Raw genomic sequence first — 21,112 nt, 5'->3', positions numbered from 1 at the left:
CGCATGTCCCAGGAACCCAAAGCTCGTGACGCCGAGGTGGCCGAATTTCGCGCCGCTGTACTGGACAAGCTGACCTACGCGGTCGGCAAGGACCCGGAGCACGCCTTCGACCACGACTGGTTCGAAGCCATCGCCCTGGCCGCGCGCGATCACATGGTCGATCACTGGATGGACCACACCCGCCAGGCTTATCGCCGCAGCCAGAAGCGGGTCTATTACCTTTCCCTCGAATTCCTCATCGGCCGCTTGCTGTACGACAGCCTGAGCAACCTGGGGCTGCTCGACATTGCCCGTGACGCACTGGAAGGGCTGGACGTGGACCTGGAGCGCATCCGCCTGCTCGAGCCCGATGCCGCGCTGGGCAACGGCGGCCTTGGCCGCCTGGCGGCGTGCTTCATGGAGAGCATGTCGACCTTGGGCATTGCCGCTCACGGCTATGGCATCCGCTACGAGCACGGGCTTTTCCGCCAGGCCATGGTCGATGGCTGGCAGCAGGAGCAGACCGAGAACTGGCTGGACTTCGGCAACCCCTGGGAGTTCGAGCGCGCCGAGGTGATCTACCCCATCAGCTTTGGCGGCAGCGTCGAAACGGTGCACGACACCCACGGCCAGCAGCGCCAGGTGTGGTGGCCGGGCGAGACCGTGCGGGCGGTGGCCTACGACACTCCGGTGGTCGGTTGGCGCGGGGCCAGCGTCAATACCCTGCGCCTGTGGCGTGCGCGGGCGCTGGAAGAGCTGCACCTGGAACGTTTCAATGCCGGTGACCACCTGGGGGCGGTGGCCGAGGTGGCACGGGCTGAAAGCATCTCGCGGGTGCTGTACCCGGCTGACAGCACCGAGGCGGGCCAGGAACTGCGCCTGCGCCAGGAGTACTTCTTCGTCTCGGCTTCGTTGCAGGACCTGCTGCGCCGCCACCTGAACATGCACGAGAACTTGCTCAACCTGCCGGACGCGGCGGCCATCCAGCTCAACGACACCCACCCGTCGATCGCCGTGGCCGAGCTGATGCGCCTGCTGGTCGACCAGCATGAAATCCCCTGGGATACCGCCTGGGAGCTGACCGTCGGCACCTTGGCCTACACCAACCACACCTTGCTGCCCGAAGCCCTGGAAACCTGGCCGGTGGCGCTGATGGAACGCATACTGCCGCGGCACATGCAGATCATCTACCTGATCAACGCCTACCACATCGACGCGCTGAGGGCGAAAGGCCTGCACGACTTCGACGTGTTGCGGGCCGTGTCGCTGATCGAAGAAGACAACGGTCGTCGGGTGCGCATGGGCAACCTGGCGTTCCTTGGTTCGCACAGCGTCAACGGTGTGTCGGCGCTGCACAGCAAGCTGATGAAGAGCACGGTGTTCGCCGAGCTGCACAAGCTCTACCCGCAACGGATCAACAACAAGACCAATGGCATTACCTTCCGCCGCTGGCTGTACCAGTCCAACCCGCAGCTGACCGCCATGCTGGTCGAGGCGCTGGGCCCTGAACTGCTGGACGACCCGGAAGGGCGCCTGGCCAATCTGGTGCCGTTTGCCGACAAGAGCGGCTTCCGCAAGCAGTTCGCCGCGCAGCGCCTGCACAGCAAGCGTGCCCTCGCCAGCATCATCCAGGACCGCCTTGGCGTTACGGTGAACCCCGAAGCGCTGTTCGATGTGCAGGTCAAGCGCATTCACGAATACAAGCGCCAGTTGCTCAACCTGCTGCACACCGTGGCGCTGTACCAGGCCATGCGCAACGACCCCGGTACCGACTGGGTGCCGCGGGTGAAAATCTTCGCCGGCAAGGCTGCGGCCAGCTATCACCAGGCCAAGCTGATCATCAAGCTGGCCAACGACATCGCCCGGGTGGTGAACAACGACCCGACCGTGCGCGGCCTGCTGAAAGTGGTGTTCCTGCCCAACTACAATGTCAGCCTGGCCGAGAGCATCATCCCGGCGGCGGACCTTTCCGAGCAGATTTCCACCGCCGGTTACGAAGCTTCCGGCACCAGCAACATGAAGTTCGGCCTGAATGGCGCGCTGACCATCGGCACCCTGGATGGTGCCAATGTCGAGATGAGCGAGCAGGTGGGTACCGAAAACATGTTCATCTTCGGCCTCACCGCGCAGCAGGTGGAGGCCAGGCGGCGTGACGGGGACTTTGGCGCCAGTGCGGCGATTGCTGCGTCCAGTCGCCTGAACGACGTGCTGCAGGCCATTCGCAGCGGGGTGTTTTCGTCGGACGACCCGTCGCGCTACAGCGCGCTGATCGACGGGCTGGTGGCTCATGACCGCTTCCTGGTGTGTGCCGATTTCGATGCCTACTGGGATGCGCAGCGAAGGGTAGAGGAGCTGTGGCACACGCCGCAGGAATGGTGGCGCATGGCGGTGCTGAATACCGCGCGGATGGGCTGGTTCTCGTCGGACCGGACCATTCGGGAGTATGCCAGCGAGATCTGGAAGGCGCTGGATTGAGGAAAAGGGGCCGCTGTGCGGCCCATCGCCGGCAAGCCAGCTCCTACCTCGACCGCGTCGCCCACGCGCCCTGTGCAGGCCCGGTGGGGGCTGGCTTGCCGGCGCTGGGCTGCACAGCAGCCCCAACCGACCATCGGCTTGGTGCTTGCTGAACTTCAGGGGCTGAAGTCGAGTCTCTTTGCTCGCTAGCCCGCAACTCTCCCTGTAAACTGCGGGGGTTTTCATCCCCCAATCCTTTCGGAGCCATACATGTCCCGCGTTACCCTGAGTCGCTATCTGATTGAGCAGACCCGCAGCAACAATACCCCTGCCGATCTGCGCTTCCTGATCGAAGTGGTGGCGCGTGCGTGCAAGGAAATCAGCCATCACGTGTCCAAAGGTGCCCTTGGTGGCGTGCTGGGCAGCATGGGCACTGAAAACGTGCAGGGCGAAGTCCAGAAGAAACTGGACGTGATTTCCAACGATATCCTGCTGGAAGCCAACGAGTGGGGCGGCCACCTGGCCGGCATGGCCTCCGAAGAAATGGACAACGCCTACCAGATCCCGGGCCGGTACCCGAAAGGCGCCTACCTGCTGGTCTTCGACCCGTTGGACGGCTCGTCCAACATCGACGTGAACGTTTCGGTCGGCACCATCTTCTCGGTACTGCGTTGCCCTAACGAATACCTGAGCCAGAACGAAACCCTGAACGAAAATGCCTTCCTGCAGCCAGGCACCCAGCAGGTCGCCGCCGGTTACGCCATCTACGGCCCGCAGACCATGCTGATCCTGACCCTGGGCAACGGCGTCAAGGGCTTCACCCTCGACCGCGAACTGGGCAGCTTCGTCCTTACTCACGAAAACATCCGTGTGCCGGAAAGCACCGCAGAGTTCGCCATCAACATGTCCAACCAGCGCCACTGGGAAGCCCCGGTTCAGCGCTACGTGGGCGAACTGCTGGCAGGCGAGACCGGCCCGTTGAAGAAGAACTACAACATGCGCTGGATCGCCTCGATGGTGGCCGACGTACATCGCATCCTGACCCGTGGCGGCCTGTTCATGTACCCACGTGACGCCCGCGAGCCGAGCAAACCGGGCAAGTTGCGCCTGATGTACGAAGCCAACCCGATGTCCTTCATCATCGAACAGGCCGGTGGCGCCTCCACCAACGGTTACGATCGCATCCTCGACATTCAGCCAGAAAGCCTGCACCAGCGTGTGTCGGTAATCCTCGGCTCGAAGGAAGAGGTCGAGCGCGTCACCGCCTACCACAAGGAGTAAGTCATGCTCGCACCTTGGCAGCCGTTGCTGGAGTGGTGGTTCGGTTGGGGCACCAGTCCCCAGGCCGTGGCTGACGAGAAGAGCACGCTATGGTTCGGCAAGCATCATGATGCCGAGGCCCATGCGCTGTTTGGCGAGCTGGTCGAGCACGCCCTGGCGGGTGGGCTCGACGAGTGGCAGCAAAGCCCGCAGGGCTGGTTGGGCCTGCTGATCCTGTTGGACCAGCTGCCACGCATGATCTACCGCGACACGCCGCGCGCCTTCGAGGGCGACCGGCGTGCCCAGGTGGTGGCGATGCAGGGTTTGCAGAAAAACTGGGATTACCAGTTGCTGCCGATCCAGCGAGTGTTCGTGCTGCTTGTGCTGGAGCATGCCGAGGTGCTGGACTGGCAGAACCTGTGCGTCGAGCGCTACCAGGTGCTGCTGGACGAGCAACCCGAAGCCAACCGCAGGTTGTTCGAAGGCTTCCTCGACTACGCCGAGCAGCACCAGCGGGTAATAGCCCGTTTCGGGCGCTTTCCGCACCGCAACCTGGTGCTGGAGCGGCCGAGTACCAGCGAAGAGATGGACTTTTTGCTGGAGCCTGGGTCCAGGTTCTGATTCCAGGGCTGGCGGGATCTTTGTAGGCGCAGCCTTGTGCTGCGAAGAGGCCCCTGCTGCCCTTGCATCCCTGTTGGCCTTACCGGCCCTTCCGCAGCACAAGGCTGCTCCTACAGTGTGTAGGGGCGGCCTTTTTTGTTTGAGCAGGATAATTCTTTGTGATTAATCGCACAGTAGTGGCCATCCGACCAATGGCGTAGGGGGAGAGGAGGGTGACCAGGGAACCTGGGAGGGTTTTTACCGTCGAAGGTCACTGCAGGCCACTCGCCTGTATCCCCTCTCCAGGAGTGTCCTTCATGTCGTTGCGTTCCCTCGCCCTGTTGTCGCTGTGCGTCGTCCTGACTGCCTGCAGCAAGATCAATCAGGAAAATTATTCCAAGATCAAGGCCGGTATGAACAAGGCCGAGGTCGAGCAGCTGCTTGGCACGCCGACCGAGTGCTCTGGCGCGCTGGGGATGAGCAGTTGCACCTGGGGGGACGAGAAGAGCTTCATCAGTGTGCAGTACGCGGCTGACAAGGTGCTCATGTATTCAGGGCAGGGTCTCAAATGAGGCACCTGTATCTGCTGATGGGGGTATGCCTGGCGTTGCTGCTGGGCGGCTGTGCCGGCTCTGTGCACGACCCGCTGGCACCGAAAACTGCGGGCAACATCGACCTCAAGCGCTATCAGGGCAAGTGGTACGAGCTGGCACGCCTACCGATGCGCTACCAGACCGGCTGCGAGCAGTCCGAAGCGCACTACAATCTCAGGCTCGATGGTAGCCTCGGCGTCCTCAACCGCTGCCGCACCATGGGTGACGAATGGCTGCGCGCCGAAGGACATGCGAACATCCAGGAGCCGGGGCACACCGACAAGTTGTGGGTCGAGTTCGACAATTGGTTCACCAAGCTGGTGCCAGGGGTGGCGAGGGGCGAGTACTGGATTCTTTATGTGGATGAGCGCTACCGCACAGCGGTGGTCGGCAGCCCGGATCGCAAGCACTTGTGGATCCTGTCGCGCACGCCGACGCTACCGGCCTGGGAGCGCGAGAACTTGATGTCCAAGGCCCGGCAGCAGGGGTACGACACCAGTCGGCTGATCTGGCGTGCGTCGGACCAGCAGATCGTCAAGAGGCACTGAGTTTCTGGGGGGCTGCAAAGCAGCCCCAATACACTCAGCCCAAAAGCTGCCGCAGTACTTTGGCAAACGCCAACCGGCTTTGCTCTTCCTGTGCATGGCGCCCCTGGCGCACCACCCACTGCCCATTCACCATCACATCCCGCACCTGGCGATCGCCCCCGGCAAACAGCCAGCGGTTGAGAATCGCATCCCCATCGGCCATGGCGATGTAAGGGTCCTGTCCATCGAGCACCAGCCAGTCGGCACGGTTGCCCACGGTCAGTTCCCCGACCGCCTGCCCCAGCGCCTGCGCGCCGCCCGCCAGTGCAGCGTCATACAGCGTGCGCCCGACCATCGGCTGGTCGCCGCGATACAGGCGGTTACGCCGCTGGTCGCGCAGCCGCTGGCCATATTCCAGCCAGCGCAGCTCCTCCACCACGCTCAGCGACACATGGCTGTCTGAACCAATGCCCATGCGCCCACCCTGCGCCAGGTAGTCCACTGCCGGGAAAATCCCGTCGCCAAGGTTGGCCTCGGTGGTCAGGCACAGCCCCGCAACCGCGCCGCTGCGGGCCATGGCGGTGACTTCATCCGGCTCGGCATGGGTTGCATGCACCAGGCACCAGCGTGGGTCCACGTCCACGTGCTCGTACAGCCACTGCAGCGGACGCAGGCCGCTCCAGGCCAGGCAGTCGTCGACTTCCTTCTGCTGCTCGGCGATATGGATATGCACCGGGCACTGCTTGTCGCTGGCTGCCAGCACTTCTGCGATCTGCCCGGGCGTCACAGCGCGCAGCGAATGGAAGCACAAACCCAGTTGCTGCGCAGGTTGTGCGGCCAGCAGTGGGGCCAGCTGCGCTTGCAGTTGCAGGTATTGTTCGGTGGAGTTGATAAAGCGCCGTTGCCCGTCGTTCGGGGCTTGGCCACCGAAGCCTGCGTGGCTGTACAGTACCGGTAGCAAGGTCAGGCCAATGCCGCTGTCGGCAGCAGCTGCGCTGATGCGGCGGGACAGTTCGGCCGGGTCGGCGTAGGCCTTGCCGGCCTGGTCATGGTGCACGTAGTGGAACTCGGCGACCGAGGTGTAGCCGGCCTTGAGCATCTCGATGTACAGCTGGCGGGCGATGACCTGTAGCTGCTCTGGGCTGATCTGGCCGACCAGGCGATACATCAGGTCGCGCCAGGTCCAGAAACTGTCGTTGGGGTTGCCGGCGACTTCCGCCAGCCCTGCCATTGCGCGCTGGAAGGCATGCGAGTGCAGGTTGGGCATGCCGGGCAGCAGCGGGCCGGCCAGCCGCTCGGCGCCCTCGCCCGAGGCACCTGGTTCGATGCGGGCCAGCTGGCCATCACTGGTAACCTCGATGCGGACATGGCTGGCCCAACCCGTAGGCAGCAGGGCGCGTTCGGCGAAGTAGGCGGACATTGGTGAAAATCCTGTTATTGTTAACTTGTATATACATATACAGGCGTTTGCCTGCCGGGTAAACTGCGGCAAGCTACCGCTCATTCCATTTGCACAAGGATCCAACGCCGTGCCGACACCTCCTGTCTCCGCGCTGGTTGCCCAGATGGGCGAGGGCCCGGCTCCGCTGTACGCCCGGGTCAAACAGATGATCATCCAGCAGATCGACAACGGCAGCTGGCCACCGCATCACCGGGTACCCTCGGAGAGCGAATTGGTCAGCCAGCTGGGCTTCAGCCGCATGACCATCAACCGCGCCCTGCGCGAACTTACCGCCGAAGGCCTGCTGGTGCGCATGCAAGGGGTCGGTACCTTCGTTGCCGAGCCCAAGGGGCGTTCGGCGCTGTTCGAGGTCAACAACATCGCCGACGAAATTGCCGCGCGTGGCCACCAGCATAGCTGCCAGGTAATCACCCTCACCGAGGAAGCGGCCGGTTCCGAGCGGGCCCTGGCCCTGGACATGCGCGAAGGCCAGCGGGTGTTCCACTCGCTGATCGTGCATTTCGAGAACGGCGTGCCGGTGCAGATCGAGGACCGCTACGTCAATGCGGCGATTGCCCCCGACTACCTCAAGCAGGACTTCACCCGGCAGACGCCTTACGCCTACCTGTCGCAGGTGGCGCCGCTGACCGAGGGTGAGCACGTGGTCGAGGCAATCCTGGCCGAGCCGGAAGAATGCCGCCTGTTGCAGATCGAGCGGGGCGAGCCCTGCCTGCTGATCCGCCGTCGCACCTGGTCCGGCCGCCAGCCGGTGACCGCCGCGCGGCTGATCCACCCCGGTTCCCGTCATCGCCTGGAAGGACGTTTCAGTAAATGAGCCAGCTGCAGTTGTTGCGTGCGCAGGGCTACCCGCGCATGCCGTGGAAGAACGGTGGCGGTTTCACCGAAGAGATCACCCGCGACAGTGGCGAAGGCCTGGAAGGCTTTGGCTGGCGCCTGTCGATTGCCGATATCGAGGAGTCGGGCGGGTTTTCGACCTTCGCCGGCTACCAGCGGATCATCACCGTTCTGCAGGGTGACGGCATGCGCCTGCTGGTCGACGGCCAGGCCAGCAGGCCATTGCTGCCGTTCGATGCCTTCGCCTTCAGTGGAGAGAGCCAGGTTAGCTGCAAGCTGCTGGGCGGGGCGATCCGGGATTTCAACCTGATCTATGCACCGCAGCGCTACCGGGCGCGGTTGCAGTGGTTCGATGGCACCAGCCGCTTGTACAGCTCGGCGTCGACGCTGTTGCTGTTCGCTGCCAGCAGCCAGGTCGAGGTTGGCATCGCCGGGGGTGAGACGCAGCGCTTGGGGTTGTATGACTGCCTGCGCTTGGAGGGCAATGACCAGTTGTTGGGGTTGGATGTGCAGGGGCGGTTCTGCCTGATCGAACTCGTTTCACGTTGAGATAGCCGGGGGCTGCTGCGCAGCCCATTCGTAGCACAAGGCTGCTCCTGCAGGGGAACGCAAACCCTTGTAGGAGCAGCCTTGTGCTGCGAATGGGTCGCGCAGCGGCCCCTTGGTTTTCCGCACCGCTCAGCGGAAAGGTCCAACTATTTTGGTTGTCCATGCTTGTACATACAAGTAAAGGTGTGTTTGTATATCTACCACGACATACCCGCCCGCGGACGACCGCAGAGGACCTTTCCCGTGACCGACAACAACAAATACCGTGACGTTGAAATCCGTGCCCCACGTGGCAACAAGCTGACCGCCAAAAGCTGGCTGACCGAAGCGCCACTGCGCATGCTGATGAACAACCTCGATCCACAGGTCGCGGAAAACCCGAAAGAACTGGTGGTGTACGGCGGTATCGGCCGCGCTGCCCGTAACTGGGCGTGCTACGACAAGATCGTCGAGACCCTGACCCGGCTGGAAGACGACGAAACCCTGCTGGTGCAGTCGGGCAAGCCGGTCGGCGTGTTCAAGACCCACAGCAACGCCCCGCGCGTATTGATCGCCAACTCCAACCTGGTGCCGCACTGGGCCAACTGGGAACACTTCAACGAACTGGACGCCAAGGGCCTGGCCATGTACGGCCAGATGACTGCCGGCAGCTGGATCTACATCGGCAGCCAGGGCATCGTCCAGGGCACCTACGAAACCTTCGTCGAAGCCGGTCGCCAGCATTACGGTGGCAGCCTGAAAGGCAAGTGGGTACTGACCGCCGGCCTGGGCGGCATGGGCGGCGCCCAGCCACTGGCCGCCACCCTGGCCGGTGCCTGCTCGCTGAACATCGAATGCCAGCAGAGCCGCATCGACTTCCGCCTGGAAACCCGTTACGTCGACGAGCAGGCCACTGACCTCGACGACGCCTTGGCACGCATCGCCAAGTACACCGCCGAAGGCAAGGCCATCTCCATCGCCCTGCACGGCAACGCTGCCGAAATCCTGCCGGAGCTGGTCAAGCGTGGCGTGCGCCCGGACATGGTCACCGACCAGACCAGCGCCCACGACCCACTGAACGGCTACCTGCCGGCCGGCTGGACCTGGGAACAATACCGTGACCGCGCGCAGACCGAGCCGGCTGCAGTGGTCAAGGCCGCCAAGCAGTCTATGGCCGTGCACGTGCAAGCCATGCTCGATTTCCAGAAGCAGGGTGTGCCGACCTTCGACTACGGCAACAACATCCGCCAGATGGCCAAGGAAGAAGGCGTGGCCAATGCCTTCGATTTCCCGGGCTTTGTACCGGCCTACATCCGCCCGCTGTTCTGCCGCGGCATCGGCCCGTTCCGCTGGGCGGCGCTGTCAGGTGATGCCGAAGATATCTACAAGACCGACGCGAAGGTCAAGGAACTGATCCCCGACGACGCCCATCTGCACCGCTGGCTGGACATGGCCCGCGAGCGCATCAGCTTCCAGGGCCTGCCGGCACGTATCTGCTGGGTGGGTCTGGGCCTGCGCGCCAAGCTGGGCCTGGCGTTCAACGAAATGGTACGCAGCGGCGAGCTGTCGGCACCGATCGTGATCGGTCGTGACCACCTGGACTCCGGTTCGGTGTCCAGCCCCAACCGTGAAACCGAAGCCATGCGCGACGGTTCCGACGCTGTCTCCGACTGGCCGCTGCTCAACGCCCTGCTGAACACCGCCGGCGGTGCTACCTGGGTTTCGCTGCACCACGGTGGTGGCGTGGGCATGGGCTTCTCCCAGCATTCGGGCATGGTCATCGTCTGCGACGGTACCGATGAAGCCGCCGCGCGTATCGCGCGCGTGCTGACCAACGACCCAGGGACCGGTGTAATGCGTCATGCCGATGCCGGTTACGACATCGCCATCGAGTGCGCCAAGGAGCAGGGCCTGGACCTGCCGATGATCACTGGCTGATCGCCACGCTTTGGATCGCACCCCGCCAGGGGTGATACTGAACAACAAGAAGGAGCACGCAGGCACCTGCAAACGGGCCTGCGGCTCCACGCGATTGGAGTAGTGAAGTGACCGAATTGACCCTCAAGCCCGGCACCCTGACCCTGGCCCAACTGCGCGCCATCCATGCCGCGCCCGTGCGCCTGCAACTGGACGCCAGCGCCGCGCCAGCCATCGACGCCAGCGTTGCCTGCGTCGAGCAGATCATTGCCGAAGACCGTACTGCCTACGGCATCAACACCGGTTTCGGCCTGCTGGCCTCGACCCGCATCGCCAGCCATGATTTGGAAAACCTGCAGCGCTCGCTGGTGCTGTCCCACGCCGCCGGTGTCGGCGCGCCGCTGGATGACGACCTGGTGCGGCTGATCATGGTGCTGAAGATCAACAGCCTCAGCCGTGGCTTCTCCGGTATCCGTCGCAAAGTCATCGACGCGCTGATCGCCCTGGTCAACGCCGAAGTCTACCCGCACATCCCGCTGAAGGGTTCGGTGGGCGCTTCCGGTGACCTCGCCCCGCTGGCGCACATGTCGCTGGTGCTGCTGGGTGAAGGCAAGGCCCGCTACAAGGGCCAGTGGCTGCCAGCCACCGAAGCCCTGGCCGTGGCCGGCCTCGAGCCGCTGACGCTGGCCGCCAAGGAGGGCCTGGCCCTGCTCAACGGCACCCAGGCGTCCACCGCCTATGCCCTGCGTGGCCTGTTCCAGGGCGAAGACCTGTACGCCGCTGCCATCGCCTGTGGCGGCCTGAGCGTCGAAGCCGCACTGGGCTCGCGCTCGCCGTTCGATGCGCGCATCCACGAAGTGCGCGGCCAGCGTGGCCAGATCGACACTGCTGCCTGCTTCCGTGACCTGCTGGGTGACTCCAGCGAAGTGTCGCTGTCGCACAAGAACTGTGACAAGGTCCAGGACCCGTACTCGCTGCGCTGCCAGCCGCAGGTCATGGGCGCCTGCCTGACCCAGTTGCGCCAGGCCGCCGAGGTTCTGGGCATCGAGGCCAACGCCGTGTCGGACAACCCACTGGTGTTCGCTGCCGAAGGTGATGTGATTTCCGGCGGTAACTTCCACGCCGAGCCGGTGGCAATGGCCGCCGACAACATCGCGCTGGCGATTGCCGAAATCGGTTCGCTCAGCGAGCGCCGTATCTCGCTGATGATGGACAAGCACATGTCCCAGCTGCCGCCGTTCCTGGTGGAGAACGGCGGGGTCAACTCCGGCTTCATGATCGCCCAGGTCACCGCTGCTGCCCTGGCCAGCGAGAACAAGGCCCTGTCGCACCCGCACAGTGTGGACAGCCTGCCGACCTCGGCCAACCAGGAAGACCACGTGTCGATGGCCCCGGCTGCCGGCAAGCGTCTGTGGGAAATGGCCGAAAACACCCGTGGCGTGCTGGCCATCGAATGGCTGGGCGCCTGCCAGGGTCTGGACCTGCGCAAGGGCCTGAAGACCTCGGCCAAGCTGGAGCAGGCGCGCCAGGCGCTGCGCAGCGAAGTGCCGCACTACGACCGTGACCGTTTCTTCGCGCCCGACATCGAAAAGGCCGTGGAACTGTTGGCCAAGGGTCGCCTGACCGGCCTGCTGCCGGCTGGTGTGCTGCCAAGCCTGTAATGCCCCCAGGGGCCGCTCTGCGGCCCATTCGCAGCGCAAGGCTGCTCCTGCAAAGGCGACGCGCTCCCTTGTAGGAGCAGCCTTGTGCTGCGAAAGGGCTGCAAGGCAGCCCCCTCGATCTCACGACCACAAAAACAATTTAAGGACGTGACATGCAACAAGCTCAAGGTCTAAAACGCGGGCTAAGTGCCCGCCACATCCGTTTCATGGCCCTCGGCTCCGCCATCGGCACCGGGCTGTTCTACGGTTCCGCCTCGGCCATCCAGATGGCCGGCCCGGCCGTGTTGCTGGCCTACCTGATCGGCGGCGCCGCCGTATTCATGGTCATGCGCGCCCTCGGCGAAATGGCCGTGCACAACCCGGTCGCCGGCTCGTTCGGCCACTATGCAAGCACCTACCTCGGCCCCATGGCCGGCTTCATCCTCGGCTGGACCTACGCCTTCGAGATGGTCATCGTCGCCATCGCCGATGTCACCGCCTTCGGTATCTACATGGGCTTCTGGTTCCCGGAAGTGGCCCGCTGGATCTGGGTGCTGGGCATCGTCTTCCTGATCGGCGGCCTCAACCTGTGCAACGTCAAGGTCTTTGGCGAAATGGAATTCTGGCTGTCGCTGCTCAAGGTCGGCGCCATCGTGGCGATGATCCTGGCCGGCCTCGGCATCATGGCCTTCGGCTTCAGTCAGGTAGGCACCGGGCAGGCCGTGGGTGTCAGCAACCTGTTCGAGCACGGCGGCTTCATGCCCAATGGCGTGGGTGGCCTGATTGCCTCCTTTGCAGTGGTGATGTTCGCGTTCGGCGGCATCGAGATCATCGGCGTCACCGCTGGTGAGGCCAAGGACCCGCAACGGGTCATCCCCAAGGCGATCAACGCCGTGCCCCTGCGCATCCTGCTGTTCTACGTGCTCACCCTGTTCGTGCTGATGTGCCTGTTCCCATGGCCGCAGATCGGCAGCCAGGGCAGCCCGTTCGTGCAGATCTTCAGTAACCTGGGCATCGGCTCTGCCGCCGCCGTGCTGAACATCGTGGTGATTTCCGCAGCGATCTCGGCCATCAACAGCGACATCTTCGGCGCCGGCCGCATGATGTACGGCCTGGCCCAGCAAGGCCATGCACCGCGCGGTTTCAGCAAGCTGTCGAAGCATGGCGTGCCGTGGATGACCGTGGTGGTGATGGGGGCTGCGTTGCTGATCGGCGTGCTGCTCAACTACCTGATCCCGGAAAATGTGTTCCTGCTGATCGCATCGATCGCCACCTTCGCCACCGTGTGGGTGTGGCTGATGATCCTGCTCACCCAAGTGGCCATGCGCCGCAGCATGAGCAGTGAACAAGTGGCCCAGCTGCAGTTCCCGGTACCGTTCTGGCCTTACGGCCCGGCCATGGCCATTGCGTTCATGGTGTTCATCTTTGGCGTGCTCGGTTACTTCCCGGATACCCAGGCGGCATTGCTCGTCGGCGTGGTCTGGGTGGTGTTCCTGGTGGCGTCCTACCTGCTGTGGTGCAAGCCGCGCGCAGGGCAAGGCGAACCGGTAGCGGAACCGGCCGAGCTGCACCGCTAAGTACAGGAGTCAATGTATGAGAACCGTCTGGCAGCACTGCCATGTAGCAACCATGGTCGGGGGTCGTTATTCGGCCATCGAGGACGCGGCCATCGTCACCAACGCCGGGCTGATCGAGTGGATCGGCCCACGTGTCGAGCTGGCGGCGGTCGAGGCCGAGCGTACGGTTGACCTTGGCGGCGCCTGGGTCACCCCGGGGCTGATCGACTGCCACACCCACGCGGTGTTCGGTGGCAACCGCAGCGGCGAGTTCGAGCAGCGCCTGCAGGGCGTTAGCTATGCCGAAATCGCCGCACAGGGCGGCGGCATCGCCAGCACCGTGCGGGCCACCCGCGCTGCCAGCGAGGACGAGCTGTTCGCCAGTGCCCGCCAGCGGGTCCAGGCGCTGATGCGCGATGGCGTGACCACCATGGAGATCAAGTCCGGCTATGGCCTGGACCTTGCCAACGAGCGCAAGATGCTGCGCGTGGCCCGGCGCCTGGCCGACGAGTTGCCGCTGGCGGTGCGCGCCACCTGCCTGGCAGCCCATGCCTTGCCGCCGGAATACGTGGGCCGGGCTGACGACTACATCGCGCACATCTGCGACGAAATGCTGCCGGCCCTGGCCGCCGAAGGCCTGGTGGACGCAGTGGATGCCTTCTGTGAACACCTGGCGTTCTCCCCGACCCAGGTCGAGCGGCTGTTCATCAAGGCGCGCGAGCTGGGCTTGCCGGTCAAGCTGCACGCAGAACAGTTGTCGTCGCTGCACGGTTCCAGCCTGGCGGCGCGCTACCACGCGCTGTCGGCCGACCATCTGGAATTCATGACCGAGGAAGACGCCATAGCCATGGCAAAAGCCGGCACGGTCGCCGTGCTGCTGCCGGGCGCGTTCTACTTCCTGCGCGAAACCCAGCTGCCACCGATGGACGCCTTGCGCCACCACGGCGTGAAGATTGCCCTGGCCAGCGACCTTAACCCCGGCACCTCGCCAGGGTTGTCGCTGCGGTTGATGCTGAACATGGGCTGCACCTGCTTCTGCATGACTCCAGAGGAAGCCCTGGCCGGTGTCACCGTGCACGCCGCCACGGCGCTGGGCCTGGGTGACAGCCACGGCTCGCTGGAAGTGGGCAAGGTCGCCGACTTCGTCGCCTGGCAGATCGAACGCCCCGCCGACCTGGCCTATTGGCTGGGCGGCGACCTGCCCAAGCGCGTGGTGCGCAAGGGCCACGAGATTTCCAACTGAGTGAGGCACGATGGACAAGGTACTGAGTTTTCACCAGGGGCGCCTGCCGCTGCTGATCAGCATGCCCCATGCCGGCCTGAAACTTTCGCCGGCTGTACGAGACGGTCTGGTGGACCAGGCGCGCAGCCTGCCGGACACCGACTGGCATATTCCACGGCTGTATGACTTTGCCCGTGAGATGGGCGCCAGTGTCGTGGCCGCGGAGTATTCGCGCTTCGTCATCGACCTGAACCGCCCGGATGACGACAAGCCGCTGTACGCCGGTGCCACCACTGGCCTGTACCCAGCCACGCTGTTCGATGGCGAGCCATTGTTCAAGGACGGGCTGGTGCCGACAGGCGAGGAGCGCAAGCAGTATCTGGAGCAGATCTGGCGCCCCTACCACGACACGATTCGTCGCGAGCTGGCGCGGCTGCGCGAGCAATTCGGCTACGCCCTGCTGTGGGACGCCCATTCGATCCGTTCGCTGATCCCGCACCTGTTCGACGGCAAGCTGCCGGACTTCAACCTGGGTACCTTCAATGGCGCCAGCTGCGATCCGGATTTGGCCGAGCGCCTGCAAGGTGTTTGTGCCCAGGCACAGGGCTACAGCCATGTGCTCAACGGTCGTTTCAAAGGCGGGCATATCACCCGGCATTACGGCAACCCAGCCAATCACATCCATGCGGTGCAGCTGGAGCTGGCGCAGAGCACGTATATGGAAGAAAGCGAGCCGTTCGATTACCGCGAAGACCTGGCACGGCCGACACAGGAGGCGCTGCGGAGATTGTTGCAGGCGTGCCTGGCGTGGGCGGAACAGCGTTATGGTCGGTAACCCGGCCAACCTGGGGAATAGCTGACAAGCAGCCATGCATGGAAAGCGAGCAGTTACCAAAGCCCGACAGCGTCTACAATGCTGCCGGGCTTTGCGCCGATCAGTCGTGCAAGTACTCGCGTCTCTTTTGAATGGTCAGCTGATAAATGCGGCTGAGCACCAGAGAGTCATAGTCGAGCTTGAGCTGCTCGTACATAGGTTGTAGTGCTTCGATGGTCATGCCAGGGTATCTGTCAGGCAGGTTGAGCACACTGAGTTCATAGGCCTCTTTCTGTTGGCGGAAGTACGCTTCATCCGTACTTCTCAGATATTGGACCCATTGGTCTTGCGCGGCCGCATAACTGAGCCAGCCGTCACCGTCTTCACGTTGGCGTACATACTCGACAACGGCTTCCCGCTCGCGCTGACCCACGTCAGCTGATCCTTCATAGAGCATGCCTTGTGGGGGCAGCGGCAGGTCAAGTTCGGCACTCAGGCGCAAGCGGTACGCCAGCCGTACCTCTGCTTCGTCCCGCCCGACAAGGTGAGCGCCTGCGTATTCATCAAGCGCCTGAAGACGATACTGGCTCCGCATCCACCGGAGCAGGTTTTCGCCATAATGCTCAGGCGGTCCGCCAAGGATGTTTTGCAGGAGTATCTGTTGTTCAATCTGGACGAACACCAGCAGCGCGCCATCGGCACAAGTCTGGTTGCCGTCAGCTTGGGGTAATGCATCTTGTGCTATCCCGTTGAACAAGGCTCGCAGGCCATCATCACGGTCCGCAGCCTCTATCACTGCCCACACGCGCTGAACCAATTCGGGGCGCAGGGTAGTGTTGCGATAGGGCGCAGAGTGTGTCAACCGCTGTACCAGGCGCAGCAGGTTGTTATTGGGGTCTTGTTGTTCCAGCCTGGCCCAGACAGTTCTCCGGGCGCTCGCCTGGCCTTCCTGTGTCGATAACCAATGATCAACGGTAGGTACTTCCTGCTCCAAGGGTGCCGGTGAATGTACATGCCCACTGGATGCCACGGAGCTGCTGTTGGAGTCGGAGTGGACGTTAGGGGACATTGCCTCGATATCAGGCGGCAAGTCCATATTGAAAGAAAAGCGTCGGTGATATCCCTCGGAGGTATGTGCACTGATCATGGTTTCCCGATTCAACGGGTTGCCCATCAGCGAAATTTCAGTATGAATGCCGTCGTCGCGCGGATTTTCGAGAACATGCGCAGGCAACGTGCTGATCTGGTTGTGGTCCAGGTCCAGAACGCTGATTGGCATCATAGATTCGACCCATTCGGGCCAGGCGACCAAACCTGTGTTATCCAGGTGCAGCATGCTCAAGTGCCGCGGCAAAGTTGAATGATCTGTGATCTGGCCAATGGTATTGCCGCTGAGTTCAAGTGTGTCCAGTTGGCGGATTTGGCCGAGTAACGTCATGGCCTGCTGATCCACCAGAAGACCTTGGTCTACCAGTACCACAGTTCGAAGCTGTTCCAACCGCAGCAAGGCATTCGGGACTGCCTGTAACGGGTAGACATGACCATGCATTCTCAGCGCCTCCAGGTTAGGAAAGCGCATCAAGAAATTGTCCAGCTGGGGCTGCCAGAAAGTTACTCGGTCAAGCTGCAGGCTGCGCAGGCGATTGCAGAAAAATGCTGGCAATCGTTCAGGAAAATGTTCGAGGCCGACATTCCTGAGCTCCATTGCTGAAAAGTTGTCCCCTTCGGCTTGGCGGCGCCAGGCATTCATGATGCATTCGCCTATATGCTGCCGGTCCGCCGCTTGTGCGGAGGACGAAGCTTGGCCGTAAGTCCATTGCTTGATGACAGCATTCAGTTCGGAGCGTTCGGTTTGCAGATGCTCTATTTGAGTTTGCAGCCCTTGCGGCACATCCAATTCAAACCACAGTGGGTATCCCGGGTGGTTCCAGTCAAGCAGGATCCTGCGAATGGTTCGATCCGTCAGAACGTTGCCATGCAGATTGATCCGCGTCCGGGCAGCATGGAGACTGGGTTGACTGAAAAGGTCACCCGGGATACTGGTGATGTTGTTTTCTCTCAGTGAGAGTTCCCCCACGCCTTCCAGATTGGTGGGCGTGATCCAGGTGGGCCATTGGCGTAGCGCTATACGATCGAGGCCGAGGTAACGCAAATGCATCTGCAGTAAACGCTCAAGGTTTGCGGAATCTGGTACAAGGTTGCCGGACAGGTCCAGAACTTCAAGGTGTGGCATCTCCCGAAGTCTTTGAATCTCCCATGTGCCGATCACCAGGCTCTGGTTGATCAGGCGAAGTTCTTGCAAGTTGGGAAAGCGGCTGAAAAGTGTAGGCAGCAGGGGGAGGCTCACATTACTGGGAGTGTGGTCCGCAGTGGTCAGCTCCAGTACCCTCAGGTCGCTGAATTGTTCTAGGAAAGCGACCATCGTTTCATGAGCGCGGACAAACTCATTGGCCGTCGGAGTCGTTGTCTGGATGCGAAGTTGCCTGATCCGCCGAGTGAGGAAAGCAGGCAATTGGGTAGGTAACAATGTAGGCCATATCTCTTGTAGCCACAGGGTAGACGGGGTCTCCATTACGTCGGCCAATGCGGTATCCAACCATGCTTGCCAGATTGCCTCTACCAACCTCGCTCGACCTGGTGCTTCGGCTTGCGGGTCCAATGAATGCGCCGAGCCTGCCCCCCATGTATCCAAGGCTAGGGCCAGCTGGCTGCGCTCGTCCAGAAGTTGCCGCAGCCTGTCCAGAATGCTTTGGCGGTCGTAGTTTGCTTCCAGTGCCCTGAGTATGTTCTCAGGCTCCAGGTCCAGGCCTGGACCCAGCTGCAGCGTCAATATCAAGTCGAGCAGCGTTTCCCGTGCAATGAAGCCGCTTAGCGCGCCCCTGCCGCTCAAGGCATAGCCGATACGGCCCCCAGCCAGGCGCATGGGTGGTACGCGGGAAGGATGTGTCGGTTGCATGCCCAGTAGCTTGCGCAAGCCATGACGTGGCATCAAGTTGTGTTCTATTGCCGCTTTCAGGTCCTGGCTTTGCCAAGTGCCGGGGAAACCCAGTGCGGTACGCATGTCGTCAGGCAACGCGTGCAGTACCGATGCATAGAGCTCGTCAGCGCCATGCAGGTGAAGACCTTGGTCATCTTGGGCTTGGTACAGGGGGGCCTCTCGCACGAGGATTTTCCGGGTCGGCGCATTGGGTTGTCCGATGCTGTCGATCAATGCACCGCCGTACCAGCGATCGCGTATTTCCAGACGTAGCTGATCTGACCAGCCGGTAATCCGAGCGAGGCTGTGGAAGATCAGTTTGTCGCTATCCGGGTTGTAGGCCGGGGTTTGCAGATACAGCTTTTCATAGGCGCGAGCCAGGCGCACCTCCTGTTGATAGACCCTGACTTCCTCGGCAAGGCGTTGAGGTACCCGGCCTTGGGCGAGCTGGTTCAGCTCCTCGGCATTGGCGTGAAAACCAAGCTCTTCGGCAATGACCGTCGGCAGCCGAGGATAGTGCTGCTGTAAGGCTAGCGCCGCTGGGTCGTCCGTGCTGGACAGTTCCAGATAGTAGTTTTCGAACGCCTCGGCCCGGGCTGACGCTTCGCTTGCCGGGTAAGCCAGGCAAGCTTGCTCATCCGCTGCGAAGCGTCGCCTGGCGTCCTCCAGCAGCGCCGGCGGTCGGTCGTTTTCGCTCAAGGCGCGGCGAAGTACGGTTTCGTGGGTGTCACTTATGCGCAACAGCCGCTGTGCGGTTTGCTCATCCAGCTGCCAGAAGTCGGGTCCCAGACGTTTTACCAGCTTGGCTCCCTGCCACTGCAGAGGGCGGTCCAGTTCATGTTGCCAAGTGCCAAACCCGTTATGACGCAGCTTGGGCTCGTAGGTCCCGATCAGAGTGGCGTGCCGGGCTCGATAGTCGGCGCCATTCCGGTTGTGGGTGACCGCAAAATATTTGTCCTCGATGGCGACCCATGCTTTGTCCTGATAGTGATAGATGCCGTATTGGTCTGGTTGCAGGCCAGGAGGCAGAACGATGTCGTGGGCATAGGGCGTCATGTCTGGTTTCCATAAACGCTCCTGTCCATCTGGCAAGGTCACCGGCTCCAGTTCGGTAATGAAGGAAGGAGTTTCCACGGGGATGATTTCTCTGGCAGGCACACTGCTTTGGCCCTCCGCCCCCAGCGCGCCGATCAAGGCTATGTTCTCTATCACATCCGTCAGGTAGCTCCAGGCCTGTTCCTGCTCACCGCGGGACCAGGCCTGGATGCCATCGAAGGTTTCGGATGCGAGTTGTATGACATTGACCACAGCCATCGCCTGGCCAACGACCGGCACGATGAACGCAGCTGCATTGAGGGCACCGAGGCCCAATGCCAGATAGTGATGAATGCGCTCATCAAATGCTTGTTGGTTCTTCAGGCGAGTGGGTACCGCATGGAACAAGGCATCGTCTTTCACCGAGGCCACTTTCCTCTTCACCATTTCATCCAGTGGTGACCCGGGGAGCTTGCTGGCACGTAGATGCAATGAAGGGTTGGTGCTGCGCTGACGTATCAAAAGGTTGGACTTCGGGCTCCAGCCATAGGGGTAAATACTGGCAACGACCTTTTCGCGCAACTTGGCCCGGTGCCTTGCCGGGAAGAAACGCTGGAAGAAATCCAGGTAATTCATCTGTTCAAGCCGTTTTACCAGCGCTTGGGTAAAAGCGGTCGATGATGGATACTCTTTCAGCGGGGCCACCGGGTCGCCGGGGATATGGACGACCACGGGCAGGGTGCGTTCGACGCTGTCCAGATCGTCGCTCAAAACCAGCACGCCGTTAAGAGGTATATCCCAGAGCCGAAGCGCGTAAGCAGTCAGGTTGGCAGCGCCATCGTCAGGCGTCTGCCCGGCAGCGGTCGCTTTTATCCGCTCGTAGAATACCTCACTCACATCCCCTTTGAGGTACGCCATGTGAGCCTCTACAAGTAATGCTGAACGCTCTGCCGTCCGCTGCTGCTGCGTATCCGCCAACGTCGAGTCAATCAGGTCTTGATAGCCTTGTCCCAAATCGAGGTCGCGGCAAAGCGCAGCGAAATGTGCAGGCTCCATGTCGTAAAGCGTGCGTTTATCATGGGACGGACCCGTAGCGATCTTGGCCCGGATACGCCGATCGAAATCCAGCGCACCCAATGCAGTTTCGCTAGGGCTGAAGTTTTGCAACGCTGCGGTCAACAGTGTTCTGTAGTCAGTACGTAGCACCGGCTTGCGAATATCGGTCGGATAGCTCGCCACGTCGATATGCGTGGCATGCGAGGACCATAGGCGGGCGTCATTCAGATAGGTTGTGCGAACATCAAGGTCGATACGGAAGCGTGCCTTGATCGCAGCTGTCAGTAGTGGTGCCGCGTACTCCTCAACGGTTGGGAGGGTTGCGACGGTAGCCGCCAGCGGGCCCGTACTCTTGCGATAAGCAGCATAGTGGTGCAGCAACTCTTTGATGATGTCTGGATGAGAGCGGTTGGACCGGTCGAACCAATCCCACAGCGAGGAGCTGAATGTTTTCAACGCGCTGGCCTCGTCCGCGGAGAGGTCGCTCACCCATTCTGGAAGCTTGGCCTGGACGATTTCAACGTGGCGAGTGGACACCGTGGGTGCTTGGGAAAGCTTTCGCATGAACATCTCCGAATCTTGCTGATCAAGGTCGCCACAGGTTTCATTCGAGCTGTGGCTTGCGAAAGTTTTGGCGCCTTGGTGGGGCCGGAGGTGT

At 62.2% G+C, this 21,112-nt stretch carries 14 protein-coding genes; 12 read left to right on the top strand and 2 right to left on the bottom strand.

The genetic code is table 11. The annotated features are described in order from the left end of the window. Positions 1 to 3 precede the first annotated feature (3 nt). The 5 genes from IRZ77_RS07780 to IRZ77_RS07760 all read left to right on the top strand — a co-directional run bounded on the left by IRZ77_RS07780 (position 4) and on the right by IRZ77_RS07760 (position 5,434). Positions 4 to 2,454 (top strand): glycogen/starch/alpha-glucan phosphorylase, encoded by a 2,451-nt coding sequence (locus tag IRZ77_RS07780; RefSeq protein ID WP_108480221.1) that lies wholly within the window; start codon positions 4 to 6, stop codon positions 2,452 to 2,454. Between the two features lie 249 nt (positions 2,455 to 2,703). Continuing rightward, positions 2,704 to 3,714, top strand: coding sequence for a class 1 fructose-bisphosphatase (locus IRZ77_RS07775; RefSeq protein ID WP_085599848.1), 1,011 nt, complete (start codon positions 2,704 to 2,706; stop codon positions 3,712 to 3,714). Positions 3,715 to 3,717: 3 nt separating this feature from the next. Further along, on the top strand, positions 3,718 to 4,314 hold the full coding sequence (locus IRZ77_RS07770; protein WP_046613482.1) for a DUF924 family protein: 597 nt from the start codon (positions 3,718 to 3,720) through the stop codon (positions 4,312 to 4,314). 296 nt (positions 4,315 to 4,610) lie between these two features. After that, on the top strand, positions 4,611 to 4,865 hold the full coding sequence (gene bamE, locus IRZ77_RS07765; RefSeq protein WP_003249234.1) for an outer membrane protein assembly factor BamE domain-containing protein: 255 nt from the start codon (positions 4,611 to 4,613) through the stop codon (positions 4,863 to 4,865). Then, positions 4,862 to 5,434: a lipocalin family protein gene (locus tag IRZ77_RS07760; RefSeq protein WP_046613480.1), complete on the top strand. Its 573-nt coding sequence runs from the start codon at positions 4,862 to 4,864 to the stop codon at positions 5,432 to 5,434. The genes bamE and IRZ77_RS07760 overlap by 4 nt, the downstream gene beginning before the upstream one ends. A gap of 34 nt (positions 5,435 to 5,468) precedes the next feature. On the opposite strand, the gene IRZ77_RS07755 is transcribed toward IRZ77_RS07760, so the two are convergent. Beyond that, positions 5,469 to 6,833 carry a formimidoylglutamate deiminase gene (locus IRZ77_RS07755; protein ID WP_108480220.1) on the bottom strand — a complete coding sequence of 455 codons (1,365 nt, stop codon included), beginning with the start codon at positions 6,831 to 6,833 and terminating at the stop codon, positions 5,469 to 5,471. A 145-nt stretch (positions 6,834 to 6,978) separates the two neighbouring features. On the opposite strand from IRZ77_RS07755, the gene hutC reads away from it, so the two are divergent. The 7 genes from hutC to hutG all read left to right on the top strand — a co-directional run bounded on the left by hutC (position 6,979) and on the right by hutG (position 15,407). Next, positions 6,979 to 7,689 carry a histidine utilization repressor gene (gene hutC / locus IRZ77_RS07750; protein ID WP_153671434.1) on the top strand — a complete coding sequence of 237 codons (711 nt, stop codon included), beginning with the start codon at positions 6,979 to 6,981 and terminating at the stop codon, positions 7,687 to 7,689. Next, the gene (locus IRZ77_RS07745; protein ID WP_046613474.1) at positions 7,686 to 8,258 is read left to right on the top strand and encodes a HutD/Ves family protein; all 573 of its coding nucleotides are present in this window, start codon (positions 7,686 to 7,688) and stop codon (positions 8,256 to 8,258) included. The genes hutC and IRZ77_RS07745 overlap by 4 nt, the downstream gene beginning before the upstream one ends. Before the next feature lie 243 nt (positions 8,259 to 8,501). Continuing rightward, the gene (gene hutU, locus IRZ77_RS07740; RefSeq protein ID WP_039612503.1) at positions 8,502 to 10,175 is read left to right on the top strand and encodes a urocanate hydratase; all 1,674 of its coding nucleotides are present in this window, start codon (positions 8,502 to 8,504) and stop codon (positions 10,173 to 10,175) included. A 107-nt stretch (positions 10,176 to 10,282) separates the two neighbouring features. After that, positions 10,283 to 11,815, top strand: coding sequence for a histidine ammonia-lyase (gene hutH / locus IRZ77_RS07735; protein WP_003259868.1), 1,533 nt, complete (start codon positions 10,283 to 10,285; stop codon positions 11,813 to 11,815). A 152-nt stretch (positions 11,816 to 11,967) separates the two neighbouring features. Continuing rightward, on the top strand, positions 11,968 to 13,371 hold the full coding sequence (locus tag IRZ77_RS07730) for an amino acid permease (RefSeq protein ID WP_085599840.1): 1,404 nt from the start codon (positions 11,968 to 11,970) through the stop codon (positions 13,369 to 13,371). A 16-nt stretch (positions 13,372 to 13,387) separates the two neighbouring features. Further along, entirely contained in the window at positions 13,388 to 14,593 is a 1,206-nt protein-coding gene (gene hutI, locus IRZ77_RS07725) for an imidazolonepropionase (protein WP_108480217.1), read from the top strand. Positions 14,594 to 14,603: 10 nt separating this feature from the next. Beyond that, entirely contained in the window at positions 14,604 to 15,407 is an 804-nt protein-coding gene (gene hutG / locus IRZ77_RS07720; RefSeq protein WP_108480216.1) for an N-formylglutamate deformylase, read from the top strand. Between the two features lie 100 nt (positions 15,408 to 15,507). On the opposite strand, the gene IRZ77_RS07715 is transcribed toward hutG, so the two are convergent. After that, on the bottom strand, positions 15,508 to 21,018 hold the full coding sequence (locus IRZ77_RS07715; RefSeq protein WP_173015121.1) for a dermonecrotic toxin domain-containing protein: 5,511 nt from the start codon (positions 21,016 to 21,018) through the stop codon (positions 15,508 to 15,510). Positions 21,019 to 21,112: the final 94 nt, after the last annotated feature.

The organism is Pseudomonas pudica (genome assembly GCF_015680405.1).
Classification (GTDB): Bacteria; Pseudomonadota; Gammaproteobacteria; order Pseudomonadales; family Pseudomonadaceae; genus Aquipseudomonas; species Aquipseudomonas pudica.
Note: the sequence above shows the minus strand (reverse complement) of the source record. Positions and strands in the feature narration are given on the sequence as shown.